This is a genomic window from Streptomyces sp. NPDC002690, assembly GCF_053592415.1.
This window is the reverse complement of the sequence record NZ_JBSFVR010000070.1, coordinates 1-26,546: the sequence shown is the minus strand read 5'-3', so window position 1 is coordinate 26,546 and position 26,546 is coordinate 1. Positions and strand designations below refer to the sequence as shown.

Sequence of the window (26,546 nt, the reverse complement as noted above, 5' to 3'; positions counted from 1 at the left end):
GGCGCGGGGCCGCCGGCGGGCGGGGCCTCGGCGCCGGTGAGCACGGCGGGGAAGAGATCGACGGTGGCGAGGTCGCAGAAGCCGGGAACGGCGACGTCGAGCAGTTCGCGGGCGGTGGTCTCCAGGTCGAGGGAGTTGCCGATGCGGGCGCTGGCCTCGTTCAGCAGCCGGAGATTGCGCCGGGCACTGGCGGCTTCGCGGGCGGCGACGTGGCGGCTGGTGACGTCGGTGGCGAGTCCCGCGACCCCGGTGGGCCGTCCCGATCCGCTGTGCACCCGGTAGAGGTTCATCGACCAGTGGCGGCGGTCGGTGTCGCCGGGGACCGTACCGATGAGCCGGAGGTCGGTGACGGACTCCCCGGTCGCCAGCACCCTCTTCAGCGTCTCCGTCAGCCGGTCGGCCTCGGGACGGGTCAGGTAGTCCTCGGCCCTGCGTCCACGGTGGTCGGCGGCCATGCCGCCGAAGACGGTGGCGAATCGTTCGTTCGCGCGGACCACGGAGAGGTCCTTGCCGAACAGGACGAACCCGAAGGGGGATTGGCCGAAAATAGCCTGCGAGGCGGCGAGGTCCGTCTCGATGCCGCGCAGCGCCCGCACGTCCACCACGATGCAGAGGGCCGCGCGTTCCCCGGCGGCCGTCACGCTGGGCATCACGTAGACCTCGGCGAGCCCGCGTACGTCGCGCTCCCCGGGAATCCGGAACGGGACGAGGCCCGTCCACTCCTTGCCGTCCAGGATCTCGCGGACCTGCCGGTGCCCCCCGCGCCGCAGCTCCGGAGGCATGAACGCCTCCACGGGATCGCGGCCGATCACCTCGTCCGGGCCCATGCCGAAGAGATCGGCGGCCCTTCCGCTCCACTGCTCGACCAGGCCGTCCGGGCCCATCGAGAAGGAGGCAACCCTGATGTACTCGTATATCGAGCCAGGCGGGCTGCTCTGCCACACGATGTCGCCCGCTGTCCCAGGTATCTCGCTCACGCGACCGTCCCCTCCAGCTCACACACCGGACCGGTCCTGTGCGCAGTATTCAGCACTACGGCCACTCCCGACACGGCGTTCACGATCACAGCAAGGTCTCAGTCCTCTTCGTCGGCGGCCCCGACCTCAGGTGATCGCTGTGCGTCCCCCTCCACTCCTAACCAGACGGAGGCAGCTCGAACCACACCGTCTTGCCACTCTTTCCCTTACGAGTCCCCCAGCGGTGTGCGGAACAGGCCACCAGCTGGAGTCCCCGGCCGCCCTCGTCGTCGGGGCCGGCCCTGCGCCGGGTGGGCAGATCCGGAAGCGGATCGGACACCTCCACCAGCAGTCCGTGGTGGTCGGGCGTGACGTCCGGCGCGTCCGCACGGGTGTCGCCGGGCCTCACCAGGCGTACCCCGATGGGGCCGGTGGCGTGGCGGAGCGAGTTGGTCACCAGCTCGCTGACGAGCAGCACCGTGAGGTCGATGACCGACGGACCGAGCTCCCAGGCCCGCAGCGTCTCGCGGACCGCGTTCCGCGCACCCCGTACGGAGCCCGGCTCCGCGGGGAAGGACCACTCGGCGCTGCCGCCTTCCGTATCGATCACGCCGATCACTCCCGGGGCCGACAGCGGATTCATCATGCGAGGGGTCAGTGTGGACATACCCGGAATTCGTCACGAATTACCACAGATCGTTACCAAGTAGGTCGTACGGGTGCACGAGGCTGCCGCTTCGGCTGTCCGCGAAAAGGGCACCCGACGGGCCCTCAGGCCAGCACACCGGCCGCGTGGAGATCGTCGAAGAGCACCTGGTCGACCGGGGCGACGAGCGGCCGGGCCGCGTAGCCGAACCAGGCGACCTCGTCGATCTCGTTGCTCGCCACCGGAGTGCCGTCGCAGTCGCCGTAGTAGCAGCTCATCCGCACCACCACGCCGTCCGCGTGCCCGTGCGCCTGCGCCTCGTAGACGCCCGCGTGCACGACGGTCGCCGGATCGAGGGTCACCGCCAGCTCCTCCTCGACCTCCCGCAGCAGGGTCTGGAGGTCGCTCTCCCCCGGTTCCCGTTTGCCGCCGGGGATGTAGAAGACATCCTTCCCCTTCGACCGCGCGCAGAGAATCCTGCCGCTCTCCACTCGTACCCACGCCACCGTGTCGATCAGGGCCGGCATCGCTCCGCCTTCGTTCCCCGGCCTGGCGATCAGGCCGGTCAGGGCGGACCTTACCTTCGCGCGGCGGCGCGTTCCGAGCCCGGGGGCGTGCGCCGGCGCGCGTGCTGCGGGACAACCCCGAGGCGGTCCGGCGCGGGGGCGGACACGGCACCGACCGGGCGTACGACAGCGGCCGGGCACCCCCTGGTCAGGGAGGGTGCCCGGCCGCCGGGGACGCGGGTCGTTCAGGGGCGGGCGGTCTCACCCGCGCGTTCGACCCAGTAGAGCTGCTGGTGCTCCCGGGTGTCGAACCCGTCCGCGACCTTCTGCGCCTCTTCCTGCGTGGCGTAGCGGCCGACCCGGTACGTACTGCCGTTGATGTCCTGCCGTATCACCAGCCACGGGAGGACAGCTGCGCTGTCACTCATCGTGCTCCTCCCGAGCATGCTGCCCCTCTCCCCACCGGTCTGCACATCTCATAGGACGATCCCCAGGAAATCGCTGTGCGCATATGCCGGAGCGTACGCCTGACCTTCACTCAGCGAATGCGGAATCGCACAAAGGGATACGGAACCGGCCATACACGGGGCGCATCCGCGCGGATGCGCCCCCGGAGGGGAGAACGGGACCCTACCGCGCCGCGGGCGGGGTCGATCACACCGGTCGCGAACCCCCTCCGGCGGCCGTGACGGAACCGGCCACCCGGACCGTGGGCAGGGGCATCAGCACCGGTCCCGGGGCCGGCGCCTTCCGGCAGACATCGCCGCAGGTGGCGTCCAGGGAGCAGCAGAGCGAACAGACGGGACCCGCGTGGGCGGGGCAGTCGGCGATGTCCGGCAGCTCGTACGCCGTCTCGCAGACCGCGCAGGTGTGGGTGGCGGTGATGTCCTCGACCGCGACGCCCGGTCCGTTCACCGGATTGGGCCGGGCCAGGTAGTACTTGCCCTTCGTGGCCCAGGCGATCAGTGGGCAGAGCGTCACCGCGAGCCCTGCGGCGATGAAGGTCGAGAAGGCTTCCGCATAGCGACCGAAGAGGCCGAAAAACGCCAGGATCGAGACGGTGGAGGCGATCACCATGGAGCCGAAGCCCGCCGGATTCACCGCGTACAGGTACGCCCGCTTGAATTCGATGTACGGCGGGCTGAGCCCGATCCGCTTGTTGATGACCAGGTCGGCGGCGACCGCGGCGATCCAGGCGATGCCGACGTTGGAGTAGAAGCCCAGCAGCTTGTTGAGGGCCGCGAACATGTCCATCTCCATCAGCGTGAGCGCGATGGCGAGGTTGAGGAAGATGTACCAGACCCGCCCGGGGTGCCGGTGGGTGACGCGGGAGAAGAAGTTCGACCAGGAGAGCGAGCCGCTGTAGGCGTTCGTCACGTTGATCTTGACCTGGGAGACGATGACGAAGATCGCCGCGGCCGGCAGGGCGAACCCGCCGAGCCAGGGCCTCAGCGCCTCGATCTGCGGGGCGATCGGCTCCAGTGCGTGCGTCTTGCCGACCGCCTCCAGCGCGACGAAGGCGAGGAACGCCCCACCGAGCTGCTTGGCGGCCCCGATGATCACCCAGCCGGGCCCGGCGGCCAGCACCGCGAGGTTCCAGCGGCGCTTGTTGGCCTCGGTCTTCGCGGGCATGAAGCGCAGATAGTCCGCCTGCTCGCCGATCTGCGCGATCAGCGAGAGCGCCACCCCGGTGCCGAGGCCGAACCCGATCCAGGAGAAGCCGGATCCGGCCCCCTCCGTGCCGCCGAAGGAGCTGAACGAGCCCCAGGCGTCCGGGGCTTCGAAGGCGAGCACCAGGAACGGCAGGATCATGCCGATGATCCAGACCGGCTGGGTCCACGCCTGCACCTTGGCGAGCGCGCCCATGCCGCGGAACACGATCGGGATCACGATCAGCGTGGTGAGGAGATAGCCGAGCTGGACCGGGAGCCCGATCGCCTGGTGCATGGCCTGCGCCATGATCGAGCCTTCGAGGGCGAAGAAGATGAAGGTGAACGACGCGTAGATGAGCGAGGTCAGCGTCGATCCGAAGTAGCCGAACCCGGCGCCCCGGGTGACCAGGTCCATGTCCAGGCCGTACGTCGCGCAGGCGCGGGCGATGGGGATGCCGGTGACGAAGATGATCGCGGCGGCGGTCAGGATCGAGGCGAAGCCGCTGGTGAAGCCGTAGGTGAAGACGATCGACGCACCGATCGCGAAGTCCGCGAGATAAGCGATGCCGCCGAGCGCGGTGCCCGCGACCGTCCCGGGCGACCAGCGGCGGAAGGAGTGCGGGGCGTAGCGCAGCGAGTAGTCCTCGCGGCTCTCGTCGGCGGCGAGCGCCGCGTAGTCGCGGGCAGGCCCGCCGGAACCGGACGCACCCCCGGGATGCGGGTGATCGGTGCGCCGGGGCTCGGGGCGCGGTGGCGGGGACTGGGGGGTCCCGGCCGTGGTGGCTGGTGCGATGTCGGTCATGGAGGGCTTCCCGTCCGTCGGGTCGTTGGTGCGGCAACGGACCGGAAGGTAGGAGCCGGACGTGACGGGCCGCGCATGCGCGGCGTTGCCCGGGAGTTACGGCAGGTGACGGGGGGTTAAGTCTGTGTCACCTCCGGCGGACGCGCCGCACCGCACAGCGGTCGGCCGCCCGCGACGGGAGGCATCGCGGGCGGGACCGCACGGTGCGGCGGGCGGGCACGGGTGGGCGGGCACGGGTGGGTCGGCCAGGACGGGAAGGTCGGCGGCTACTTCACCGGCAGGTGGTAGGCGACGCGGTAGCGGTCGGCGGGGACGACCACGTCGGCGGTCTCGACCGCCTGGCCGCCCGCGTAGTAGGTGCGCGCGATGACCAGGACCACGTGGCCCGGCACCCCGCCGAGGTCACCGAGCTCGTCCGCCAGCCCCGGCCGGGCTCCCACCTCCTCCGTCACGTTGTCCACGACGATGTCGATCGCGGCCATCCGGTCGACCACCCCGCAGCCGCCCAGCGGCCCCTCCTCGGGGAGCATCACCGGGGTCCGCCCGGTGACCGAGAGCGGCTCCCAGGAGGTGGAGAGCATCATCGGCTCGCCCGCGTCCCGGAAGACGTACCGGGTGCGCATCACCCGCTCCCCCGGCTGGATGCCGAGGCGCGCGGCGACCTCCGGACCGGCCTCCTCCTGCTCGCTCCGGGACTCCCAGGTGCCGCGCACACCCTCCGCGCTCTGCTCCTGCCGGAACGGACTGGCTCCGATGCCCTGGCGGTAGCCGGACCGGGCGATCCTGCGGGGTACCGGACGGGCCCGGACGTAGGTGCCGGAGCCGGAGCGCCCCTCCACCAACCCCTCGGCCATGAGGACCTTGCGCGCCTCCAGCGCGACGGTGTCCGAGACGCCGTACTCCTCGCGGATGCGCGCCTGGGACGGCAGACGGGTATGGGGCGGCAGCGCACCCTTGACGATCTTCTCCCGCAGATCGCTCGCCACGCGCAGATAGGCGGGCTGCTCACCGAAAGTCACTGGCCACTCCCAACACGTTGACAGACCGCAACAGAGTCGCAACCGTGAGTGGCCCGAGACAAGCAATGGCCAGAGTTTCACTCGAAGTGGTGATTCGGGGGTGCTCGACGCATACCCGGACTGCCATCACCACAGCTCTTCCGGCCGTTCTCTGCCCACTTGGCGCCCCCCGCAAGCCCCATGGGCCGCACGAAGTGACACGTGCCTTCCCTCGGAAGGGCCCCGGCGCACTCGGGCCCGTCGCCCGCGACGCCGTGTGCGGAACGTGCGCGGCCCGCCGGACGGCACGCCTCTTTCCGGCCGGGCCGCCCCCGGGCCGCCCCCACCGGCTGGCAGGCTGGCCCCATGCCCGTGACCGCGCCCCCGACCCCGCCCCTGCCCCCGTACCGCTGCCCGGTGGACGGGACCACGGCCGACGCCGCCACCGCGCACTGGTGCTGCCCCGAGTGCGGCGGTCCGTGGGACCTCGACTTCACCCCTTCGGGGCCGCTCGACCGGGACGCCCTCGCCCGGCGCGTCAACTCCCTCTGGCGCTACCGGGAAGCGCTGCCGCTCGCGGACCCCGCCGTCTCGCTCGGCGAGGGGCGCACCCCGCTGGTCGAGCTCACCGCCACGGTCTCGGCGAAGCTGGACCACCTCATGCCGACGCTCTCCTTCAAGGACCGGGGCGCGGTGATGCTGGCCGAACTCGCGCGGCGTCTGGCCCAGCACGGCACCGGCCCGTCCCGGGTCGTCGCGGACAGCAGCGGCAACGCGGGCACCTCGGTCGCCGCCTACTGCGCCCGCGCCGGGCTGCCCTGCACGGTGTACGTCCCCGAGGGCACCTCGGCCAAGAAGACCGAGCAGATCCGGGCCCACGGCGCACGGCTGGAGATCGTCCCCGGCGACCGTACGGCGACGGCGCTGGCGGCCCGCGCCGCCGCCGGGGAACCGGGCACCTTCTACGCTTCGCACGTCTTCAACCCGTACTTCCTGCACGGCACCAAGACGTACGTGTACGAACTCTGGGAGGACCTCGGCGGACGGCTTCCCGACGCCCTGGCCGTCCCGGTCGGCAACGGCACCCTGCTGCTCGGTGCCGCCCTCGCCACCGCCGAACTCCTCGCGCAGGGGCTCATCGGCCGGCGGCCGGCCCTGATCGCCGTGCAGGCGGAGGCGGTCTCCCCGCTGGCCGCCGCCTTCCACGCCGGTGCGGACTCACCGCTCCGCCCGGTCACCCCGGCGCCGACCCTCGCGGAGGGCATCGCCATCGCGGACCCGCCGCGCGCGGCGCAGATCCTGCACGCCGTACGCGAGTCCGGCGGCACCTTCCTCACGGTGACGGAGGAGCAGATCCGCGAGGCGCAACGGGACCTGGCCCGGCGCGGGCTCTACGCGGAGACGACGGCCGTGGCCTGCTGGGCGGCGGTCGGCGGGTGGACGCGGGGGACCGTCGTCGTCCCGGTGTGCGGGGCCGGACTCAAGACGGGGATGGCCGCGTGAGGGTGCGTCAGTCGCCCACCCAGTAGGTGTCGTGCTTGATGAAGAACTCCGCGCGCTCCTCTTCGGACCAGTGGACGGCCTCGGCCACCTTCTCGAAGTACTCCTCCCTCGGGGCCCCCGGGGCGAAGAGCAGGAGCATCGAGGCGTCCGCGTCGGCGTCGTTGCGGAAGCCGTGCAGTCCGCCCTGCGGGACGTGCACGAAGTCGCCTTCGGTGGCGTCGATCCACCGCTCGCCGTCGTAGATCCGCACGGTGCCGCCGAGGATGAAGAAGGACTCGGAGATCGCCCGGTGGAAGTGGGTGGCGGGGCCGCCCGCCCGGGGTGCCATGTCCACCCGGTAGAGGCCGAACGCGCCGTCCGTGGCGGTGCCCTTGGCCAGGTAGTGGGTGCGGTTGCCGTTCGGGGCGGCCAGTTCGGCGGCGGCGCCCGCCGGCCGGTAGGTGGCGCTGACGACACCCTGGCCGTCCTTGTACACCGGTTCCGGGTAGGACATGGTCCCCGCCTTCTCACGCGCCGGACCGGGGCTCCCACGGCCCGGCTGCTCCGTTCGGAGGACGGCCCGTCGGCCGCCCGCTCGCCTTGCGCGGCGTCAGGCGCGCCGTGCCGGGCGCACGCCGGTCGCGTCCCTATTTTCGTACGGGTGAGACATGCGCGCACCTCCCTCGTCGGTTGCCTGGCCACCGTTTCGGCCCTGATCGTAGCCCCGGGACCCGTGGCCGCCCACGGAGCCGGAGCGGCCCCCTCTTCCTGCGCGGCACGCGACGCCCGGACCGCCGCCCCTCCAGGCGTCGCTGACGCCGCGTGGGAAATGACCTCCACCCGTTTCGGCGAGGCCGAGGGGTACGACCCGTACGTCGGCAACGGCTACCTCGGCCACCGTGTCCCGCCGGCCGGGGCCGGTTACGCGGTCCGCCCGGAGAAGACCGGCTGGCCGCTGTACACCCCGCGCTACGACGGGGCGTTCGTCACCGGGCTGTACGGGTCCGAGCCCGGCACCACCGAGGGGCGCGAGGTGCTCGCCGCGCTGCCGAGCTGGACCCCGCTCGACCTCCGCGTCGGACCGGAGACCTTCGGCGCCGACACCCCGCCCGGCCGGATCTCGGACTACCGCCAGACCCTCTTCCTCGGCTGCGGGCTGGTCCGCACCTCCCTGCGGTGGACCACGGCGGACGGCAGGGCCACCGACCTGGTGTACGAGGTGCTCACGGACCGCTCGGACGTGCACGCCGGTGCCGTACGCCTGACGCTGACGCCCCGGTGGACCGGCACCGCGACGGTCACCGGGCGGCTCGACGGGCGGGGCGCGCGCCGGATGACGGTGGCGGCCGACGGGACCTTCCGCACGCACGGCACCGGAGTGGACGGCGCGGTCGTCCAGACCCTGCGGCCGGACGCGGGCCCGGGGCTCGTCCGGGACCTGCGGGTGCGCGCGGGGCGGTCGTACACCGTCGAGAAGTACGTGGGCGTCGACACCGCCCTCACCTCGCGCACCCCGCTCGCCTCGGCGCGCGCGGCCTCCCGGCGGGCCGCCGGGCGCGGCTGGGCGCGGGTGCTGGCCGACAGCGCGGCCGTGTGGCGCCGCGACTGGTCGTCCGACGTGCTGGTGCCGGGCAGCCCGGACCTCCAGCGGTGGCTGCGGGCGGCCCAGTACGGGCTGCTGTCCGCCACCCGCACCGGCGCCTCGGACAGCGTGGCCCCGGCCGGTGCGACCAGCGACAACTACGCGGGCATGATCTTCTGGGACGCCGAGACATGGATGTACCCGGGGCTGCTGGCCACCCGCCCCGAGCTCGCCCGCACCGTGGTGGAGTACCGCTACCGCACCCGGGACGCGGCCCGCGCGAACGCCGCGAAGCTGGGGTACGACGGGCTGTTCTACCCGTGGACCAGCGCGAGCCGGGGCCGTCTCGACTCCGAGTGCCAGAGCTGGGACCCGCCGCACTGCCTCACCCAGAACCACCTCCAGGGCGATGTGGCGATCGCGGTGTGGCAGTACTGGCTGGCCACCGGCGACCGCGCCTGGCTGGCGGAGCGGGGCTGGCCACTGCTGAGCGGAATCGCCGACTTCTGGGCCTCCCGGGCGACCGCGAACCCGGACGGCAGCTGGTCGATCGTGAACGTCGCCGGTCCCGACGAGTACAGCAACGGCGTCACCGACGGGGTCTACACCAACGCGGTCGCCGCGACCGCCCTGCGCGAAGCCGTACGCGCCGCGGCCCTCCTCGGCCGCCCGGCCCCCGACGCCTGGCAGCGGGTCGCGGACGGGCTGCGCATCCCGTACGACCCGGAGCGCCGGATCTACCTCCAGTACGCGGGGTACACCGGCTCGACGATCAAGCAGGCCGACACGGTGCTGCTGCAATACCCGCTGGAGTGGCCCATGGAGCCGGGCGCCGCCGCCGCGACCCTCGACTTCTACGCCGCCCGCACCGATCCGGACGGCCCGGCCATGACGGACTCGGTGCACGCGATCGACGCCGCCGCCATCGGGGAGCCGGGATGCGTCACGTACACCTACCTCCAGCGTTCCGTACGCCCCTTCATGCGCGGCCCGTTCGGCCTGTTCTCCGAGGCGCGCGGCGCCAAGTCCGGTGCCTCGGACCCGCTGTCGGGGTTCCCCGCCGAGGACTTCCTCACCGGCAAGGGCGGCTTCCTCCAGGTCTTCACCCACGGTCTGACCGGACTGCGGCTGCGCGAGGACGGCATCCGGCTGGACCCGGTCCTGCCGCCCCAACTGCGCGCGGGCGTCACCCTGAAGGGGCTGCGGTACGGGGGCCGCACCTACGACGTCGCGCTCGGGCCCGCCACCACCACGGTCCGGCTGACGTCCGGCGCGCCCTTCACCGTGCACACCCCGGCGGGGCCGAGGCGCCTGTCCGGCACCCTGGTGCTCCCCACCCGCCGCCCTGATCTGACCCCCGCCCTCCGCCCTGGTCCCGCTCCGGCCCTCCGCCCTGGTCCCGTTCCCACCCTCCGCCCTGGTCCCGTTCCCACCGACGACCTGGCCCGCTGCCGCCCGGCCACCGCCGACTCCGAGTCCCCCGGGCTCTACGCCGAGGCGGCGGTGGACGGCTCCCCCGCCACCGCATGGTCACCGGACGGGGCCACCGGCACCCTGACGGTCCGGCTGGACCACGCGCTGCGGATCACCTCGGTGGACCCGGTGTGGAGCGCCGTACCGCCCGCCGCCCACACCGTGGAGACCTCGGCGGACGGCCGCTCCTGGCACCCGTACGCCCCGGGCGCGACGGCCCGCGAGGTGCGGGTGACGGTGGTATCGGCGGACCCGGCGAAGCCGGCGGGGATCGCGGAGCTGGGGGTTCGGTAGAACGGCAGGAAGGACTCCGCCCGGGGCTGCCCGGTCCACCGGAACTCCCGCGCTTTCCGGGTCGAAGCCTGCCGCCGGTGCTGGGAGGATGGCCGACATGGACATCCGGCGCAGGAACAACGTCACCGTCACCGGCAACCCGCGGGGGCGCGTGGTGGTGCTGGCGCACGGTTTCGGGTGCGACCAGAACATGTGGCGCCTGACCGTGCCCGCTCTGGCCGAGAACTACCGGGTGGTGCTCTTCGACTACGTCGGGTCGGGCGGCTCCGACCTCTCGGAGTGGAGTGAGGAGCGCTACTCGTCCATGCGGGGGTACGCCCAGGACGTGGTGGAGGTCTGCGAGGAGCTGGATCTGGAGCGGGCGGTGTTCGTGGGGCACTCGGTCAGCGCCATGGTCGGGGTCCTGGCGGCGCGGGAGGCACCCGACCGGATCGGCGCGCTGGTGATGGTCACCCCCTCGCCCCGCTACATCGACGAGGACGGCTACCGGGGCGGCTTCAGCGCCGAGGACATCGACGAACTGCTGGCCTCGCTGGAGCTGAACTATCTGGGCTGGTCCGCCACGATGGCACCGCTGATCATGGGCAACCCGGACCGGCCCTCTCTGGGCCAGGAACTGACCGACAGCTTCTGCGCGACCGACCCGGACATGGCGCGCGTCTTCGCCCGCACCACCTTCCTGTCCGACAGCCGCGCCGACCTGGCGGGCGTGACGGTGCCGACGCTGGTCCTGGAATGCGCCCAGGACATGATCGCCCCGCCGGAGGTCGGCGCGTACGTCCACCGCGCCGTTCCCGGTTCGGTCCTGGTCACGCTCGACGCGACCGGCCACTGCCCCCAGCTGTCGGCGCCCGACGCCACCAACGCCGCGATCACCGAGTTCCTGGCCGGCCTGGGATGACGGACCGGGCGGGGCCGCAACCGGATCCGTCCCCCGGAGCCGACGCGTTCACGGCGCTCCTGGAGCCCAGCGCCGAGGAACTGTACGAGAGCGCTCCGTGCGGATATCTGTCCACGCTGATGGACGGCACGATCGCCAAGATCAACACCACCCTGCTGGACTGGCTCGGCCTCGCGCGGGAGGCGGTGGTGGGCCGGATGCGCTTCGTCGACCTGCTGACCGTCGGTGGCAGGCTGTACCACGAGACGCACTTCGCCCCGCTGCTGCGCATGCGCGGCCGGCTCGGCGGCATCGCCCTCGACATCAGGCAGTCCGACGGGGGGCGGATGCCGGTGCTCGTCTCGGCCGTGGTCAAACACGACGCCGCCGGCGACCCGCTGCTGATCCGCGTCACCGTCTTCGACTCCCGTGACCGCCGCGGCTACGAGGAGGAACTCCTGCGGGCGCGCCGAGCGGCCGAGGAAGCCACCCGGCGCGCCCAGGACGACCGCGCCAGGCTCCAGGACGCCCTCGCGGTGCTCCAGCAGGCGCTGCTGCCCGACACCCTGCCGCCGGTCCCCGGCATGGAGGCCGCCGCGCACTACCACACCGCCTCCCCCGACCGGCTCGGCGGCGACTTCTACGACGTCTTCCCGGTCGACGCCACCCGTTTCGCCTTCTTCCTCGGCGACGTGTGCGGCAAGGGCCCCCAGGCCGCCGCCGTCACCGCGCTGACCCGCCACACCCTGCGCGCCGCGGCCCTGCACGACCCCGATCCCGTATCGGCGCTCTCCACGCTCAACACGGTGCTGTACGAGCGCTACTCCGGCGGCCCGGACCCCCGCTACTGCACCGCCGTCTTCGGCGTACTCGAACCCGGCCCCGCAGCCGGCGAGGTCGACGTCCACCTCGCGTCGGGCGGTCACCCGCCGGCGCTGGTCCTGCGCGCCGACGGCCGCGCCGACTACCTGCCCACCCCCGGCGGCCTCCTGGTGGGCGTTCTGCCCGATCCGGAGTTCGTCACCGCCGACACCCGGCTCGCCCCCGGCGACACCCTCCTCCTCTACACCGACGGCCTCACCGAGGCCCGTACCGGCCCGGACGGCACCGGCTTCTACGGCGACGAGGCGCTGCGCGACTTCGCCCGGAGCCGGGCCGGCGAACCCGCCCACGCCGTCATCGCCGCGCTGACCGGCCTGCTGGACAGCTTCGGCGAGGGCGTCAACGACGACACGGCGCTGCTCGCGCTGGGCGTTCCGGCCGTCGGGGCGACCGGCCGGGGTGCGGACGGGCCGAAGTCCTCCGCCTGAAGCCCCGGGTACGCCCCTCGTCACGGACCGGGCTCTCGGCACGCTTCCCCTCCGACCGGGCCGGGCCGGGCCGGGCCACTGTCAGTGGCTGCTGCTTCCCTGACGTCATGAGCACTCTGCGCGAAACCGCCGCCCGTCTCCCCGGCCCCGACGAACTCCGCTCCCACCTGCGCGCGTTGGCCGTCCTAGACGCGACAATCGGCGACGACCCGCAGTACTGCTGCTACGGCTTCCACGCCAACTGGGGCCCCGGCGAAGAGGCCGCCCTGATGGACAACGGCTCGGGGGACGACTTCTCGGTCCTCTTCACCCCGTCCGGCGTGCTCATACGCGGCTTCGACCACGAGTCGAGGATGAGCCCGTACGCGACGGACGACGAGGAGGTCTGGCCCGGCGTCATCGACGAGGTGCCCGCCGTGCTGAGACCGCTGCTGGACGAACCCGCCTTCCGCGAGGAGGACATCGACGTCCCCCGCGTGACCACCTGCCTGTGGCGCACGTTGGACGACACACAGTGGCGGACCGGCTCGGCCATCGACTTCCCGCCCGGCGTCGAGGACCCGGACGGCTCGGCCTACCTCTTCCGCCTCCTCACCGACCGCTCCCCCGAGGCCGTCCAGTCGTACTTCGAGGACTACTACGAGCGCCCCGTCCCCCTCGACGCCATCCGCCACGTCCTCGCCGGACGTCCCCTCACCCCCGAGATCACCACGGCGCTCGCCCCGTAGACCCCTCCGGCACCCTCTGCGTTCCGCCCCTCACACGGGCCAGGCGGTCAGCAGATCGCCGGGACCGTAGGCGGCATCGACTCCCGTGCAGTCGACTCCGCTGCGCGAGACCGCCACGACGGGAACGGGTGCGTCGGTGAGGGCGGCCCGATGCCGATGGAGGGCCGCCAGGTCGTGCCGGTCGAAGGGCGACCGCTCCAGCCATTTGATGGAGCCGACGAAGAGCAGTTCCTTGGCGACGGGGCCCCGGTCCGCCCCGACGATGTCGATCTCGACGTCGTTGGTACGGGTCCAGTAACCACCCACCGCAGGGGCTGCGGGCAGCCGGTCGTCCGGCAGTATCCGCGCCAGCGCCTCTCGGACGAGGGGCTCGACGGCGCGTCCACGCCAGCTGGTCCAGTTCTCCCGGACACGCGCCAGGGTGAGATCGCCGCGCCCGCGCTCGATCTCCTCCATGGACGGCCCGAGCAGGTGGAGCCAGAACCGCAAGTAAGGGTCGGCCACCCGGTAGCGTCGGTCCTTCGACGGGCGCGGCGACACGGGAAGCTCCGCGGCGACGACGCGCTTGTCCGTGAGCAGTGCCAGCGCGCGCGACAGAGGTGTGGCCCCGATTCCACCGGCCGCGCGGGCGATGTTGGTGAACGTCCGCTCGCCGCTGCCGATCGCTCCCAACACCGTGCGCGCCTGGGCCTGCGGGGGGAACTCGGCGGCCAGCGACCGCTCGGCCGACACCAGCAGGGCGGAGAGCGGGTCACTCAGCGCCTCGCCGAGGAAGTCCCAGAGCCCGGCACCTCGCGGCCATTCCGCGCAGATCAGCGGCAGCCCGCCGGTGACCAGAGCGGCGTCGAAGGCCTCCGCCGGCTCCAGTTGGAGCATCTGTCCGACCTCGGCAGGGTTCAGCGACCCCAGAACCATTTCCCGGCCCCGCTGGTGGAAGGGGCGCCCGTAGGCGTTCAGGGTCTCCATCATCGACAGGTCCGAGCCGATGAGGACGAGGAGGACCGGCTTGGTCTCCAGTACCCGGTCCCAGGCCCGTTGCAGCATCCCCTCGAAGGCGCCGCCGGCGTCCATCAGATACGGCACCTCGTCGATGACCACCACGCTGGTCCGGTCGGCGGGCAGCGCTGCGGCCAGCACGTCGAACGCGGAGTCCCAGCTCTCCGGCCGCGAGGCGGCCACGAGGTGGGCCAGCGGAAGCGTCGACGCCTGGGCGTCCCTGGCCAGGCGCGCGAGATCGTCCACCGGGGACGCGCCGGTCGCCGCGTAGAACAGGAACGGGGCTCCGGAGCGCTCCGCGAAGCGCTCGACCAGTCGCGACTTGCCCACCCGGCGCCGCCCGCGCAACAGCACGCACCGACCGGGCCGCTCCCCGCCGACCCCTGCCGCCACCTTCCCCAGCTCTCGCTCCAGCGCCGCCAGCTCCTGGCGCCGGCCCACGAAGTCCGCCACGACCATCAACCTCCATGCATGTTACTAACATTCACATGAGTAACATCAACGTTAGCATTATCGCGTCGGCCTGCCGGACGGCGCGGTACGAGGATGGAGACAGAGGACAAACTTCCAGGCCACCGAGCAGGAAGCCCTGGACCGCCTTCTCGCCCCTGCCGCTGACGCCGCCCCCGATCCCTTCCTCCCGCACGTCCTCGACGAGGAGGACTCCTCCTCTACCGATGCCCGGAATGCTTGCGACTCGAGACACCCGAGGGGGCGAAGGTGGCGATGCATCAGAACATTCAGCACCTGTCCAACAAGAAAACGGCAAGGGGCCGACTCCCGAAAGAGCCGGCCCCTTGCCACCCGCAGACTTGACGAACCAGCCGGCTTGCGGTGACGACGTGACTACACGTTGAAACGGAATGTCTGCGGGCTGATCCTGACTGCGGCGGAGCCTCACACAGGGCTCTGACCTGGGATTTTCCGGTTGGCACGCGTTGGCTCCCGACGGCCGTTTACGGGTGTCGTGCGGACTGACTGCGGACTGGCCAGGCACCCCAGGCAGAGAAATGCACGGCACACCGGCGGGACCTCCGAGGAGACTGCGCAAGTGAGCGACTCCTACCCCTGCCCGTGCTGCGGACACCGCGTGCTGGACGCGATGCCCGACTCGTACGAGATCCGCCCCGTCTGCTTCTGGGAGGACGACGGGGTCCAGTTCCGCTGGCCAACCATGGCAGGCGGGGCGAACAAGGTCTCCCTGATCGAGGCCCAGCGGAACTACCAGGACTTCGGCGCCTGCGACGAGCACGGTCGGCGATTCGTCCGCCCGCCTGCCGAGAACGAGCCGCTCGACCCCGCCTGGCGCCCCATCGATCTGCCCCGGGACTCCTTCGAGGACTGGACGGCCGAGGACCGCGCCCCGTGGCCCGACGACCGCTCGATGCTCTGCTGGTCGCTGCCCAGCTTCTGGCGACGGGACCACCCATGACCGCCCACATCGAGAAACTCATCCAGCAGCTCGATGACTCGACCGGCCCGTCGTACGACGCCCGTGCGGAACTAATCGGAGTCGGCTCCGACGCCATCCCCGCCCTCATCGACGGACTGCCCTCCCTCGGCGGCTTCGGGCAGCTGACCGCCATCGAGATCTTCGAAGAGGTGGCGGACCCGCGCTGTGGCCTCGTCCTCATCGCCCTCCTGCGCAGCGACGACTCGACTGTCCGGGAATGGGCGGCGATGACCCTGGCGAGCCTGAAGATCGACGGAGCGGTCGAGCCCGTGCGCCGCACCTATCACGCCTGCCTGCAACGAGCGACGCCACCGGACTGGAGCGAGCCGGAAGGCATCCGCTGGGCCCTGACCGAACTCGGCGCCCGCACCCCCGTCGTCCCACCGTTCACCGCGCGCCTACGAACCACCGCGGCAGACAACGCCCCGGGCTGGCCCCCGACCCACTTCACCGAGATCATCGACGACCTGGCCGACCACGCCCAGGCGATCCTCTACTCCCAGTTCTGGCTAGTGGACGCCGGCCGCACTTACGGCGTCTCCGGCCCCGGCCTGGACTGGGAACTCGACTGGACCGCGCCCTGGGGGCACCTGGTCGTGGGGTCCCGCACCTGGTCCCTGCTGGAAGCCTCAGAAGCCCCCACCGGCAACATCTTCGTCGCCCCCACCTGGATCGACCGTACCGACCTGTACCCGGAGAGGTGACCGATGCCGTCCCAGCGCCCCGAGGAGATCGGCTACGGCTGCGCGATCGAGCGCTGTGACCTCGTGAACGGCTGGACTCCGTCCACAATCTCGTCACTATTGATCACTTTGCACCGATCATGGTCGATCCCGGTCACTTAGAGGGGCGGGTGAAGAACAGCGGAGGACTGAAGAGGCAACGGGCAACACCGCCGAACCCCGATCCTCCGAGCACGCGTCATGCCAGACTCACCTTCGGACGCGAAGAGACACGACTCCGTTACAGCAAGTGCTCGTTGTCAGGTTTCGTGTCGCCCGATGATCGTCCGATGACGGCTTCCATGAGGGCAGACGGCTCTCGCGGTCACCGTTCAAGGGGAGGTTGAAGATGAGCACGACTTTAGGTTTCGGCCCGGAACTTCGCCGTTTGCGACTAGAAGCGGGACTTACTCTGACCGAGTTCTCCGCGGCCCTCAACTACGACAAGGGGTACCTCAGCAAGGTCGAGCGCGGAGAACGTTCCGCGTCCCCCGAACTGGCCCGGCGGTGCGACGCCTTCCTCGGCGCGGACGGCGATCTGCAGCGCCTGGTCACACGCCCGGAGGCGGACTCGGACACCGCCGAATCCCCCGCCGGTCCGAGCCGCTGGCTCGTCGGGCGCCGGGCGGTCCTCTCGGCGGGTACGGGAGCGCTGGTCGACCTCGGCCTGAAACTCGGCGGCCAGGCGTTGCCCTCCGCCGACAACCCCCTTCTGACCTCCTACCGCATGCAGTTCGACCAGCTGCGGAAGCTCGGTCAATCCACCGCCCCCCAGATCCTGCTGCCCCTGCTGGAGACGCAGACCCGCATGGTCGCCGGGCTGGCCTCCGACGCCCGGTCCGCTTCCCGGGCACCCACGCTCCTGCTCGCCTCGCGGTTCGCGGAGTTCACCGGCTGGATGGCACAAGAAGCAGGGGACGACGACGCGGCACTCGGCTGGACGGGAGAGGCCGCCGAGCTGGCGCACGCCGGGGGTGATCCTCACCTCGGTTCCTACGCACTGGTGAGGCGCGCCCTGGTCACCATGTACGGCGGAGACGCCGTCGGCACCGTCACCCTGGCCTGCCGCGCCCAAAGCAGCGAACTCCCGCCGCGCATCCGGGGACTCGCGGCCCAACGGGAGGCCCAAGGGCACGCGCTCGTCGGCAACGAAGTCGACTGCCTCCGCAGCCTCGACAGGGCGCGGGAACTGCTCGCCAGCGACGACGCTCGCAACGGCGCCGAGCCCGTGATCGGTACCGCCCATGTGAGCGATCCGGCGGCGATGTCGACCGGCTGGTGCCTGTACGACCTCGGCCGTCCCAGGGCCGCTGCCGAGGTACTCGACCGGGAGTACCGCCGCCTCCCGGCGCACGCGTTGCGCACCCGCGCCCGGTACGGCTTCCGCCGGTCCTTGGCCCATGCCGCCTCCGGGGAGGTCGAGCACGCGTGCGCGATCGCCGGGGATCTCCTGGGGGTGATGCCGGCCGTGCCCTCGGCGACGGTGAACAGCGACGTCCGGCGTCTCGCGCGGGAACTCTCCCGGTTCCGGAGCAGCCGGGCCGTACGCGATCTTCAACCGGCGCTGGCACGGGTACTCGCCCCCACGCACGGCTGACGTCGGCCCCACTACCGGCACCGGCTCGAGCCGTCCGGCTCGCCGGACTACCCGGTCCTCCAGCCCTCCGGATCCCACGATCTCCGGCAGGTCCCTCTGATTCCCGCCCGACGCGTCGCATCGCGCCCCGGCCTCTTCGGCCTGCCCGCGGCCAGTGACGCGTCGGGCGACGCCCCTCCCTCCCCGCACCTCCTGCCGTGGATGCGGCATGCCGTCACACGGTCGGGACCTTACGGCCCGGGCGGACCGGAGCCCCGGTCCGCCCGGTTCCGTTCACCCCGTTTTTCTCTCACGAAGGGAACCTTCATGCCCGACGTCTTCGTCAACTACCGCACAGGTGACGAGGAATCCGCAGCGACCATGGTCGCTCGGGACCTCGCCCGGCGGTTCGGCGCCGAGCGGATCTTCTTCGCCAGCAACTCGATCGAGCCCGGAAGCCGATTCCCGGCGGAACTGGTCAGGGCGGTCCAAGAGTGCGAGGCCCTCCTCGCCGTGATCGGCCCGCGCTGGGCGGAAGTCCGGGGGGCCGACGGTCGACCCGCCCTCGAAGCCGAGCAGGACTGGACCCGTCGCGAGATCCGGACCGCGCTCGACCGCGGGGTCCTGGTGATTCCCGTGCTCGTCGGAAAGGCGACGAGGATCGACCGCGCCGTCCTCCCGGAGGATCTGCTGGAGCTGGCGGACTGCCAATACAGGCGATTCGACCACCGCAACGCCGAGTCGGACCTGACGGCGCTCGGCGACACCCTCGCCCGGCTCCTGCCCGAGCTGGGCGAGGCGGACCGGAACGCCCGTGCGGTGCCAGAGCTGGCGGAGGCGAAGTCCCGCGAGAAGTCGGCCCGCGACACTGGGCACACCAGGATGCGGACGCGCGACGTCGAGCAGCGCGTGCGCGGCGGAATCGGAAACCTCAATGGGGACCTGTCCGGCACCTTCGTCAACGAGCCACAGGGGCCGGTGAACACCGGTCGGGGCCATCAGTACAACGCGCCGCACTTCGAGGGCGACAACACTGGGGTCCAGTTCACAGCGGGCGACAACAGCGGTACGGTCCATCAGCGCTTCGAACGCGAGCGCCGGCACTCGGACGACGGACGATGACCGAGCAGGACCGCGTCACCGTCAATGATCCGCGCGGCCCGGTGAACAACGGCGAGGGGCACCAGTACGTCTTCTACGGCGCAGGCGCAGACTGGATGATCCGCAAAGGGGTCGAGTCCCTCCGGATCGCTTACGAGGACCGGGTGCGCCTGGCCGACCGGTTCGTTCCGCCGGTGGGCTACCGCGTTGCCGCCGACCGTCTGGAGAAACCCGGGTCGGTGGTGCTGCTGAAAGGACCGCCCGGCAGCGGCCGCCGCGCGGCGGCGATCATGCTGCTGCACGGGTTCGGTGAGGACGGGTACGCAGCTCAAGAAGGGGTCCGGTTCGAGGAGCTTCCCGCCACGGCCAAGGACGAGAGCCCGTTCACCCCCGGTGAGGGAGACCGCTTCCTCCTCGACCTCTCCGGAGTCGCCGACGAGGAGACGTACGACAAGGCCCAGCGACGCTTGGCCGTGCGCCGGTCACAGGTCCAGGAGGCAGGGGCCCACATGGTCGTCGTCCTGCCGTCGGGCATGGAACATGCCCATGCACCGGACTTCGAAGCGCACACGGTGAAGCTGGAGCGCCCCCGAGGCATCGCCGTCGTCACCCGATACCTCCGCATGGACCGGATGCCCTTCCGCCCCGCGGACCTGGGGAGCGCCGGCTTCCAGCACCTGTGTGATCGCTCCCCCATGCGGGAACTGGCCCGGCTCGCGGGACTGGTGAGGGCCGCTCGCGACAGCGGTCGGTTCGGCGCAGACTTCGCGGGGTGGCTCGACCAGGCGATGCACGCGGTGACCGACCGTGCCGGTGAGGTGGGCCTACAGGTGGCCGCGGTCCGCACCGCACCCGAGCGGACCCTGCTGCTCGCGACGGCGATGTTCGAGGAGGCCCGCGCCGACATCGTCTACGAGGCGTGGCACGGCCTGATGAAGACGGTGAGGCACGAGGAGGAGACGACGACCGAACTCGCGCGGACTGATTTCGGAGAGCGGTTGACGGGGCTCGGAATCGAGCGGGATCCGGACGGACGGCTCCGTTTCGAACGGCTCGCCTACGCCGACGCGGTACGGACGTACTTCTGGGCGAACTTCCCGGGGGTACGCGACGACCTCAGGGACTGGATCGGTCGCGCCGCCGGGCTGCGTGGTCTGACCACCGACGACCGGGTGAACGTCGCCGTCCACTTCGGTGAGCAAGCCCTGGCCGTCGGACGGCCCGACCACCTGTTCGCCCTCGTGGTGCGCTGGGCGGATCGCACGACCGGGACACCCTGTGATCCAAGAGCCGTGGCGGCCCTCGAACTCGGTCTCGGCCACGAGAGGTTCGGCGGATGGTTCCGCAAGCGGATGTACGAGTGCGTCGTGAGATCCGGCTCCTTGTCGGACGGTCTCGCCCGTGTCCTGACCGTCGCCTGCTCCCGGAGTCTCGCCGCGACGCACCCGGATCAGGCGGTGGTACGGCTCCACTACCTGGCCGTACGGAAAGGGGAGGAGGCGCGCGAGGCCCGGGGGGCACTCCTCGACCTCGTCGGCCGTGACCGCCGGCTCTACCGACTGCTGATCGGCCGATTGCGGGACCGGGCACATCGGGACCCGCGCGGAGCGGAGCCCCATCTCCAGCTTCTCACACAGCTGTTGCGGAGCGACCGGGTACCGAACCCACCACACTGGCCGGACCTGTTCCTGGGCTGGAAGACGGTGTTCTCCCAGCCTCCGACCGAGCTCTGGAGCCCGTTGGTGAGCAGCTGGCTGGACGCCGTGGCGGACGGCAGAACACGGAAGATGGCACTGGACGTGATGGTCGGGGCGACGTGCGGCCGCGCGGCCGCCCTCCACCGCCTCTACGCCATCGCCTGCGGCTGGGCGGGGTCCGCGATCCACCCGTCCCGGGCGGCAGTCGCCGTCCTCTTCTGGCAGTACATCGACCACGTGCAGTACGGACGTCCGGAGCATGTCGACACCGGACCAAGGACCATGGAAGAGGCACGATGAGACACCGTTTTCCCAGCTTGCTGTTCGTCGCTCTCTGCGGCCTCGCACCGGCTGTGCTCGGAAGCCTGCTGCACTGGTCGGCATGGTTATGGGGCTTCATGTCCATGGTCACGGTCTCGGGCTCCCTGCTGCTCGTGATGACGGTGCTCACCGGTGGCCGCGCGTCGGCCGACCCGTACGAGTCCGAAGAACCCGAGCCTCCCGCGGCACCGGTGGAGCAGCCGTACCAGGAGACACGGGTGATCGACGCGGCGCTGCCGAGCGCTACGGACGGCTACGACTTCCTCTTCTCCGCCACCGTTTGGTGGAAGCCCCTCCCTGACCACACCAGCCGGTCCGACGACGCGTTCCCGGCCCTCGCCGCGTCCTCGGTCGTCAGCCGGGCCCGGGAGGTCGCCCGCCACGAGGAGCCCGGCCGGGCGAGCTTCGCGCAGTACCTCCTGGAGGGGGAGTTGGGCATCCTGCTTCCGGACCGGAACGAACGGGTGGAGGCGCTGGCGGCCGATGTGACGCTGACCCTCGCTCCCGCCGACCGCGAGCGCCTGCGGAAGCTGAACGACCTTCGCAAGGACGAGGAGGTCTGGGAGTACGAGCGCCAGCACGAGCGCAACAAACGGCGCTACCTCGGCGACGACGTACTCAAGAGTGCGGGCAGCGCGGTGGTGTGGTGGCTGGCCCGCCACGAGAACGAGATCGAGAAGGCGGTCCACATGATCGGCCCGCTCGCCCAGATCGCGGCGGCGGCCAACGACGAGGAAGTGCCCGAGCTCTTCCGCCACCTGCTCGTTCCGCCCGTGGGCGTGCGGAACGAGGCAACCGTCGGGGGACCCCTGTGGGACGAGGGCGGCCTTGGAGGGCAGGTGTTCGAACGCGAGGAGGAAGTGGGGGTCCCGGACCGGCTGCGTCTGTTGCTGACGGCTGCGGGCCTCAAGCCGGACATGGACGGGTACACGGTGCTGGTACACCGCGTGATGCGGTTCCTGAAAGCGGAGGGGCTGGACGAGGCCGCAGAGGAGATCAGACGGGCCTTTGGCCTGGCACCTGACGAGGACACAGAGGGCGGGCCTTCGGACGAAGGAAACACCACGGGGTTCTGGCCGCCCCGCTCTCCAGCTCCCGAGGGCCCGCCGTTCACCGACACGGCCGCGGACCCGTATGCCGACGCGGGCACGTTCACGTCCTGGGCGGCGGAGAGCAGCTCAAACGAACGGAACCGGGGCCAGTGGGAGACTGGCGAGGACGACGTGTCGTCTGCACACCTCTGGGACCCCTCGCACAGCCCACACCGGCCCACCGAACCCCGCACACAGGCCGAGGACGACGGGGCCGACTACTGATCCGGTAGACGGTCGGTTCTCCGAGGCTCCCCTTCGCCGCCCACACGGCAAGGGGAGCCTTTTCCTATTCCTGTCCCGAGACACGGGCAAGCCCATCGCCTGATCCGGTCACTCCAGCAGCCCTTCCTCATTGCAAAAGCTGCGTCCAGCACGTGTTCAGCACGGCCGAATGACCGCCGTGATGACGGATACCTCGTCACTTCGAGGTTCACGATGGTGCCGCCGCAAAGATCCACACTATGGCGATGCGGACGGCCGAGTCGCTTCCTCGGAACTCCACTCGCCCTTGGCCCGGGCCGCAGGCGTTACCGTGAGGCCATGACCGCACTGCCCGACTGGATGCGCCCGCCGCGCGCGGAAGGCTGGTTCGCGGAGGATCTCGACCGCCTCCCCGAGGCACCTCGCCACACCGAGCTGATCGACGGAGCCCTCGTCTTCATGATGTCGCCCCAGAGATGGTGGCACGGCCACCTCGTCACCATGCTCACCATTGCACTCATGGAGCAGGCGCCCGCCGACAACAGAGTCAGCCGCGAGATGACCATCAAACTCGACCCGCGCAACCGCCCCGAGCCGGATTTGCTGGTAACGACGGCCGATTTCGACGGCGACCGTACCTGGTTCGCGCCGGAGGACGTCCAGCTCGTCATCGAGGTCGTCTCCCCGGAGTCCGCCCATCGCGATCGCACAGTAAAACTCCGCAAGTACGCGGAGGCCGGCATCCCGCACTACTGGTGCATCGAGGACGAGGACGGGGCACCCGTCGTCCACGTCTACGAGCTCGACGAACCCACCGGCGCGTACGCGCCCGCCGGGATCTTCCGGGGCGCCCTCCAACGCCGGGTGCCCTTCGAGATCAGCCTGGACCTCGGCAAGCTCACGCCGCCCCGAAGCGGCTGAAGAGTCAGCAACACATCAGCACGGGCATACGAATGGGGTCGGCCCCGCCAGAGTCCGACCCCATCTGAGCTGCATATTCGAGGAAAATGCCTAACATGCAGCAACGAAGCAACTACACGTTGAAACGGAACTCCACCACGTCCCCGTCCTGCATGACGTACTCCTTGCCCTCCATGCGGGCCTTGCCCTTCGCGCGGGCTTCGGTGACGGAGCCGGTCTCGACCAGGTCGGCGAAGGAGATGATCTCCGCCTTGATGAAGCCCTTCTGGAAGTCGGTGTGGATCACACCGGCCGCCTCGGGGGCCGTGGCGCCCTTCTTGATCGTCCAGGCGCGGGTCTCCTTGGGGCCTGCCGTGAGGTAGGTCTGGAGGCCGAGGGTGTCGAAGCCGACGCGGCCGAGGGTGGCGAGGCCGGGCTCTTCCTGGCCCATGGACTGGAGGAGCTCCAGGGCCTCGTCGTCGTCCAGCTCGATGAGCTCGGACTCGATCTTGGCGTTGAGGAAGATGGCCTCGGCCGGGGCGACCAGAGCGCGCTGGGCGTCCTTGAACTCTTCGTCGACCAGCTCGTCCTCGTCGACGTTGAAGACGTAGAGGAACGGCTTGGTCGTGAGGAGGTGCAGCTCGTGGAGGAGCCGGCCCTTCTCGGTGGCGGCGGTGATGCCGGCGGCGAAGAGCGTCTGGCCGGACTCCAGGATCTTCTGGGCCTCCTCGACGGCGGCCAGGACGGCGACCTTCTCCTTCTGGAGGCGGGACTCCTTGGTGAGGCGCGGGACGGCCTTCTCGACGGACTGGAGGTCGGCGAGGATCAGCTCGGTGTTGATCGTCTCGATGTCGTCCTTGGGCGAGACCTTGCCGTCGACGTGGACGACGTTCTCGTCCTTGAAGGCACGGATGACCTGGCAGATCGCGTCGGACTCACGGATGTTCGCGAGGAACTTGTTGCCCAGGCCCTCGCCCTCGCTGGCGCCCCGCACGATCCCGGCGATGTCGACGAAGTCGACCGTGGCGGGGAGGATCTTCTGCGAGTTGAAGATCCCCGCGAGCGTGTTCAGCCGGGGGTCGGGCACGCCGACCACGCCGACGTTCGGCTCGATGGTGGCGAACGGGTAGTTGGCCGCCAGTACGTCGTTCTTGGTCAGGGCGTTGAACAGGGTCGACTTGCCGACATTCGGCAGACCGACGATTCCGATCGTGAGCGACACGTTGGCGACTTCCTGGAGTGAGGACGGGGCACAGGGGCGGAGCGTGCCGGGCCGGGCCCGGCAGTGGACCGATTCTCCAGTTTACGGGCGGGGCCGACCGTGCCGTCACGGCGCCGGAGGAAGCGCCGGAGGAAGCGGCGGAGGAAGCGGCGGCGGCCTCCCGCCGGAGCCGAACGCCGAACAGGGGCCTCATTCGGCCGTGTGACGTCGAACGCAGCCCCAAGCTCGGCCAAAGCGCGTGTTCAATGCCTGATTCACCCGGTTCCGCGACCTACGTTGTCCAGGTGGAGCAGCACAGGACTCGTCCCCCGCAGCGCAGGCAGCCCCAGGAGCCCTCGGTGGCCCCGGTCCCTCAGGGCGGTGGCGCCCCTCTCGCCGAGAGTTCGGCCGTCTACCGGGTGGTCGGTACGCCCGGCGCGCGGCGGAGCGTCCCTCCCGTGGTGCTCGCGCTGCGCAGGCTCCCCGCCCCCCGGCTGACCGGAGTCGGTGCGGGGCTCTTCGCCACCGCGGTGATGTTCGTACTGGCCTGCCTGGTCCGGTTGCTGTTCGACTCGTCCGTGCTCGCCTACGGGGTGCTGTTCGTGCCCGTCAGCGCGCTGACGGCGCTCTGGGTGCGGCCCGCCGACCTGGTGACCGCGCCGATCAGCGTGCCGATCGCCTTCGCGGTCGGCGTCCTGCCCGTGGCCGGGGGCGACGGCGGGTTCGGCGGCCGGCTGATGGCGGTCGTCACCGCGCTCGCGGTGCACGCGGGCTGGCTGTACGGGGGCACCCTGGTCGCCGGGGTGATCGCAACGGTGCGCAAGGTGCGGCAGATGCGGCAACGGCAGGTCCTGCTCGCCGCGAAGGCGCTCCGGCCCGCCGCGTCTCCGGCTGCCGGGGACCGGAAGGCGGGCGTCGACCCGGGCCCGGAGGACCGGCCCGGCCGGGGCGGGCACCCTCGTCCGGCGAAGGCCCGCCCCGCCTCCGGGGTGCGCGGCGGTCCCGTGGGACGGAGCACGGCCCGCCGCACCCCGCAGGCGTAGAAGCAAGGAGCACGAGCCCCCGGGGGGCGGGCCGGGCCCTGCCCGTACCGGGAGGGGCGGACTACTTCCCCGCCGCGCGGGCCGCCATGGCCGCGCCGACGATGCCGGCGTTGTTCTGCAGCTGGGCCGGGACCATTTCCGCGCGTACGTGCTTGATGAGCGGCAGGAACTTCTCCGCCTTGCGGCTCACCCCTCCGCCGATGATGAAGAGCTCGGGCGAGAACAGCATCTCCACGTGGGCAAGGTACTTCTGCACCCGGTGCGCCCAGTGTTCCCAGCTCAGGTCGTTGTCCTCCTTGGCCTTGGTCGACGCGTGCTTCTCGGCGTCGTGGCCGTTCAGCTCCAGGTGGCCCAGCTCGGTGTTGGGCACGAGCTGCCCGTCGGTGAAGACGGCGGAGCCGATGCCGGTGCCGAGGGTGAGCACGATGACCGTCCCCTTGCGGCCCTTGCCCGCGCCGAAGGTCATCTCGGCGACGCCCGCCGCGTCCGCGTCGTTGAGGATCGTCACGGGACAGCCGAGCCGCTCGGAAAGGAGCGCGCGGGCGTCCAGATCGACCCAGCCCTTGTCGACATTGGCGGCGGTACGGGTGACGCCGTCGGTGACCACGCCGGGGAAGGTGATACCGACCGGTCCGGACCAGTCGAAGTGGCCGACTACTTCGGCCACGCAGTCGGCGACACCCTCGGGTACCGCCGGGTGCGGTGTCAGCACCTTGTGGCGCTCCTGCGCCAAGTCCCCACGATCCAGGTCCACGGGGGCGCCCTTGATCCCTGAACCGCCGATGTCCACGCCGAAGATCTCCATGGGCACCACGGTAAGGGCAGCGGGCGTCCCGCACGCCCCGAGCGGCCGGTACGTACGTAAAGGTCCTGTTGGATGCGCGTAGAACGCTCCTATCAAGGGCCACGGCCTCAAGCTCGGCTACTACGCC

23 protein-coding genes are annotated in these 26,546 nt (G+C 71.1%); 13 read left to right on the top strand and 10 right to left on the bottom strand.

Annotated features, from left to right (window positions below):
• From ACWD3D_RS12290 to ACWD3D_RS12265, 6 genes are all read right to left on the bottom strand, one after another.
• The coding region (locus ACWD3D_RS12290; RefSeq protein ID WP_451460821.1) for a PAS domain-containing protein at positions 1-944 on the bottom strand (944 nt) is incomplete at its 3' end.
• Between the two features lie 190 nt (positions 945-1,134).
• Positions 1,135-1,575 (bottom strand): ATP-binding protein, encoded by a 441-nt coding sequence (locus ACWD3D_RS12285; RefSeq protein WP_451460820.1) that lies wholly within the window; start codon positions 1,573-1,575, stop codon positions 1,135-1,137.
• Positions 1,576-1,727: 152 nt separating this feature from the next.
• Positions 1,728-2,129: an NUDIX hydrolase gene (locus tag ACWD3D_RS12280; RefSeq protein WP_451460819.1), complete on the bottom strand. Its 402-nt coding sequence runs from the start codon at positions 2,127-2,129 to the stop codon at positions 1,728-1,730.
• Between the two features lie 224 nt (positions 2,130-2,353).
• The gene (locus ACWD3D_RS12275) at positions 2,354-2,554 is read right to left on the bottom strand and encodes an SPOR domain-containing protein (protein ID WP_266708603.1); all 201 of its coding nucleotides are present in this window, start codon (positions 2,552-2,554) and stop codon (positions 2,354-2,356) included.
• Between the two features lie 208 nt (positions 2,555-2,762).
• Positions 2,763-4,562 carry a purine-cytosine permease family protein gene (locus ACWD3D_RS12270; protein WP_451460818.1) on the bottom strand — a complete coding sequence of 600 codons (1,800 nt, stop codon included), beginning with the start codon at positions 4,560-4,562 and terminating at the stop codon, positions 2,763-2,765.
• Positions 4,563-4,828: 266 nt separating this feature from the next.
• The gene (locus ACWD3D_RS12265; RefSeq protein ID WP_451460817.1) at positions 4,829-5,581 is read right to left on the bottom strand and encodes a GntR family transcriptional regulator; all 753 of its coding nucleotides are present in this window, start codon (positions 5,579-5,581) and stop codon (positions 4,829-4,831) included.
• 345 nt (positions 5,582-5,926) lie between these two features.
• Here ACWD3D_RS12265 and ACWD3D_RS12260 point away from each other — a divergent pair, with 345 nt between their 5' ends.
• A complete protein-coding gene (locus ACWD3D_RS12260; protein ID WP_451460816.1) occupies positions 5,927-7,063 on the top strand; it encodes a pyridoxal-phosphate dependent enzyme in 1,137 nt (378 codons plus the stop codon).
• 7 nt (positions 7,064-7,070) lie between these two features.
• Here the strand turns inward: ACWD3D_RS12260 and ACWD3D_RS12255 are convergent, their stop codons facing one another.
• The gene (locus ACWD3D_RS12255; RefSeq protein WP_451460815.1) at positions 7,071-7,556 is read right to left on the bottom strand and encodes a cupin domain-containing protein; all 486 of its coding nucleotides are present in this window, start codon (positions 7,554-7,556) and stop codon (positions 7,071-7,073) included.
• Between the two features lie 147 nt (positions 7,557-7,703).
• On the opposite strand from ACWD3D_RS12255, the gene ACWD3D_RS12250 reads away from it, so the two are divergent.
• The 4 genes from ACWD3D_RS12250 (at position 7,704) to ACWD3D_RS12235 (ending at position 13,309) form a co-directional block, all read left to right on the top strand.
• Entirely contained in the window at positions 7,704-10,391 is a 2,688-nt protein-coding gene (locus tag ACWD3D_RS12250) for a discoidin domain-containing protein (RefSeq protein WP_451460814.1), read from the top strand.
• A gap of 97 nt (positions 10,392-10,488) precedes the next feature.
• The gene (locus ACWD3D_RS12245; RefSeq protein WP_451460813.1) at positions 10,489-11,292 is read left to right on the top strand and encodes an alpha/beta fold hydrolase; all 804 of its coding nucleotides are present in this window, start codon (positions 10,489-10,491) and stop codon (positions 11,290-11,292) included.
• On the top strand, positions 11,289-12,581 hold the full coding sequence (locus ACWD3D_RS12240; protein ID WP_451460812.1) for a PP2C family protein-serine/threonine phosphatase: 1,293 nt from the start codon (positions 11,289-11,291) through the stop codon (positions 12,579-12,581). Before ACWD3D_RS12245 ends, ACWD3D_RS12240 begins: the two co-directional genes overlap by 4 nt.
• Before the next feature lie 107 nt (positions 12,582-12,688).
• Complete coding sequence (locus ACWD3D_RS12235) at positions 12,689-13,309, top strand: hypothetical protein (protein WP_451460811.1); 621 nt, start codon at positions 12,689-12,691, stop codon at positions 13,307-13,309.
• A 30-nt stretch (positions 13,310-13,339) separates the two neighbouring features.
• Here the strand turns inward: ACWD3D_RS12235 and ACWD3D_RS12230 are convergent, their stop codons facing one another.
• Positions 13,340-14,758: an ATP-binding protein gene (locus ACWD3D_RS12230; RefSeq protein ID WP_451460810.1), complete on the bottom strand. Its 1,419-nt coding sequence runs from the start codon at positions 14,756-14,758 to the stop codon at positions 13,340-13,342.
• A gap of 598 nt (positions 14,759-15,356) precedes the next feature.
• Between ACWD3D_RS12230 and ACWD3D_RS12225 the strand changes: the two genes are divergently transcribed.
• From ACWD3D_RS12225 to ACWD3D_RS12195, 7 genes are all read left to right on the top strand, one after another.
• Complete coding sequence (locus ACWD3D_RS12225; RefSeq protein WP_451460809.1) at positions 15,357-15,737, top strand: CPCC family cysteine-rich protein; 381 nt, start codon at positions 15,357-15,359, stop codon at positions 15,735-15,737.
• Complete coding sequence (locus tag ACWD3D_RS12220) at positions 15,734-16,462, top strand: HEAT repeat domain-containing protein (protein ID WP_451460808.1); 729 nt, start codon at positions 15,734-15,736, stop codon at positions 16,460-16,462. The genes ACWD3D_RS12225 and ACWD3D_RS12220 overlap by 4 nt, the downstream gene beginning before the upstream one ends.
• Positions 16,463-16,829: 367 nt before the next feature.
• Positions 16,830-18,077, top strand: coding sequence for a helix-turn-helix domain-containing protein (locus ACWD3D_RS12215; protein WP_451460807.1), 1,248 nt, complete (start codon positions 16,830-16,832; stop codon positions 18,075-18,077).
• A 306-nt stretch (positions 18,078-18,383) separates the two neighbouring features.
• Positions 18,384-19,178, top strand: coding sequence for a toll/interleukin-1 receptor domain-containing protein (locus tag ACWD3D_RS12210; RefSeq protein WP_451460806.1), 795 nt, complete (start codon positions 18,384-18,386; stop codon positions 19,176-19,178).
• Positions 19,175-21,154 carry a hypothetical protein gene (locus ACWD3D_RS12205; RefSeq protein WP_451460805.1) on the top strand — a complete coding sequence of 660 codons (1,980 nt, stop codon included), beginning with the start codon at positions 19,175-19,177 and terminating at the stop codon, positions 21,152-21,154. Before ACWD3D_RS12210 ends, ACWD3D_RS12205 begins: the two co-directional genes overlap by 4 nt.
• Positions 21,151-22,491: a hypothetical protein gene (locus ACWD3D_RS12200; protein ID WP_451460804.1), complete on the top strand. Its 1,341-nt coding sequence runs from the start codon at positions 21,151-21,153 to the stop codon at positions 22,489-22,491. The genes ACWD3D_RS12205 and ACWD3D_RS12200 overlap by 4 nt, the downstream gene beginning before the upstream one ends.
• 318 nt (positions 22,492-22,809) lie before the next feature.
• Positions 22,810-23,391, top strand: a complete 582-nt coding sequence (locus ACWD3D_RS12195; protein ID WP_451460803.1) for a Uma2 family endonuclease — start codon at positions 22,810-22,812, stop codon at positions 23,389-23,391.
• A gap of 112 nt (positions 23,392-23,503) precedes the next feature.
• On the opposite strand, the gene ychF is transcribed toward ACWD3D_RS12195, so the two are convergent.
• Entirely contained in the window at positions 23,504-24,592 is a 1,089-nt protein-coding gene (gene ychF, locus ACWD3D_RS12190) for a redox-regulated ATPase YchF (RefSeq protein WP_451460802.1), read from the bottom strand.
• Positions 24,593-24,876: 284 nt separating this feature from the next.
• Here ychF and ACWD3D_RS12185 point away from each other — a divergent pair, with 284 nt between their 5' ends.
• Positions 24,877-25,614 (top strand): DUF6542 domain-containing protein, encoded by a 738-nt coding sequence (locus ACWD3D_RS12185; protein WP_451460801.1) that lies wholly within the window; start codon positions 24,877-24,879, stop codon positions 25,612-25,614.
• 61 nt (positions 25,615-25,675) lie between these two features.
• Here ACWD3D_RS12185 and ppgK read toward each other — a convergent pair whose 3' ends face one another.
• A complete protein-coding gene (gene ppgK, locus ACWD3D_RS12180) occupies positions 25,676-26,419 on the bottom strand; it encodes a polyphosphate--glucose phosphotransferase (protein WP_451460800.1) in 744 nt (247 codons plus the stop codon).
• Positions 26,420-26,546 lie beyond the last annotated feature (127 nt).

What these genes read in the sequence shown, in the direction of transcription:
- ACWD3D_RS12200 (WP_451460804.1), top strand. Translation starts at nt 21,151, where the DNA reads ATGAGACACCGTTTTCCCAGCTTGCTGTTCGTCGCTCTCTGCGGCCTC.
- ACWD3D_RS12215 (WP_451460807.1), top strand. Translation starts at nt 16,830, where the DNA reads ATGAGCACGACTTTAGGTTTCGGCCCGGAACTTCGCCGTTTGCGACTA.
- ACWD3D_RS12220 (WP_451460808.1), top strand. Translation starts at nt 15,734, where the DNA reads ATGACCGCCCACATCGAGAAACTCATCCAGCAGCTCGATGACTCGACC.
- ACWD3D_RS12240 (WP_451460812.1), top strand. Translation starts at nt 11,289, where the DNA reads ATGACGGACCGGGCGGGGCCGCAACCGGATCCGTCCCCCGGAGCCGAC.
- ACWD3D_RS12245 (WP_451460813.1), top strand. Translation starts at nt 10,489, where the DNA reads ATGGACATCCGGCGCAGGAACAACGTCACCGTCACCGGCAACCCGCGG.
- ACWD3D_RS12205 (WP_451460805.1), top strand. Translation starts at nt 19,175, where the DNA reads ATGACCGAGCAGGACCGCGTCACCGTCAATGATCCGCGCGGCCCGGTG.
- ppgK (WP_451460800.1), bottom strand. Translation starts at nt 26,419, where the DNA reads ATGGAGATCTTCGGCGTGGACATCGGCGGTTCAGGGATCAAGGGCGCC.
- ACWD3D_RS12260 (WP_451460816.1), top strand. Translation starts at nt 5,927, where the DNA reads ATGCCCGTGACCGCGCCCCCGACCCCGCCCCTGCCCCCGTACCGCTGC.
- ACWD3D_RS12275 (WP_266708603.1), bottom strand. Translation starts at nt 2,554, where the DNA reads ATGCTCGGGAGGAGCACGATGAGTGACAGCGCAGCTGTCCTCCCGTGG.
- ACWD3D_RS12235 (WP_451460811.1), top strand. Translation starts at nt 12,689, where the DNA reads ATGAGCACTCTGCGCGAAACCGCCGCCCGTCTCCCCGGCCCCGACGAA.
- ACWD3D_RS12280 (WP_451460819.1), bottom strand. Translation starts at nt 2,129, where the DNA reads ATGCCGGCCCTGATCGACACGGTGGCGTGGGTACGAGTGGAGAGCGGC.
- ACWD3D_RS12270 (WP_451460818.1), bottom strand. Translation starts at nt 4,562, where the DNA reads ATGACCGACATCGCACCAGCCACCACGGCCGGGACCCCCCAGTCCCCG.
- ACWD3D_RS12210 (WP_451460806.1), top strand. Translation starts at nt 18,384, where the DNA reads ATGCCCGACGTCTTCGTCAACTACCGCACAGGTGACGAGGAATCCGCA.
- ACWD3D_RS12195 (WP_451460803.1), top strand. Translation starts at nt 22,810, where the DNA reads ATGACCGCACTGCCCGACTGGATGCGCCCGCCGCGCGCGGAAGGCTGG.
- ACWD3D_RS12255 (WP_451460815.1), bottom strand. Translation starts at nt 7,556, where the DNA reads ATGTCCTACCCGGAACCGGTGTACAAGGACGGCCAGGGTGTCGTCAGC.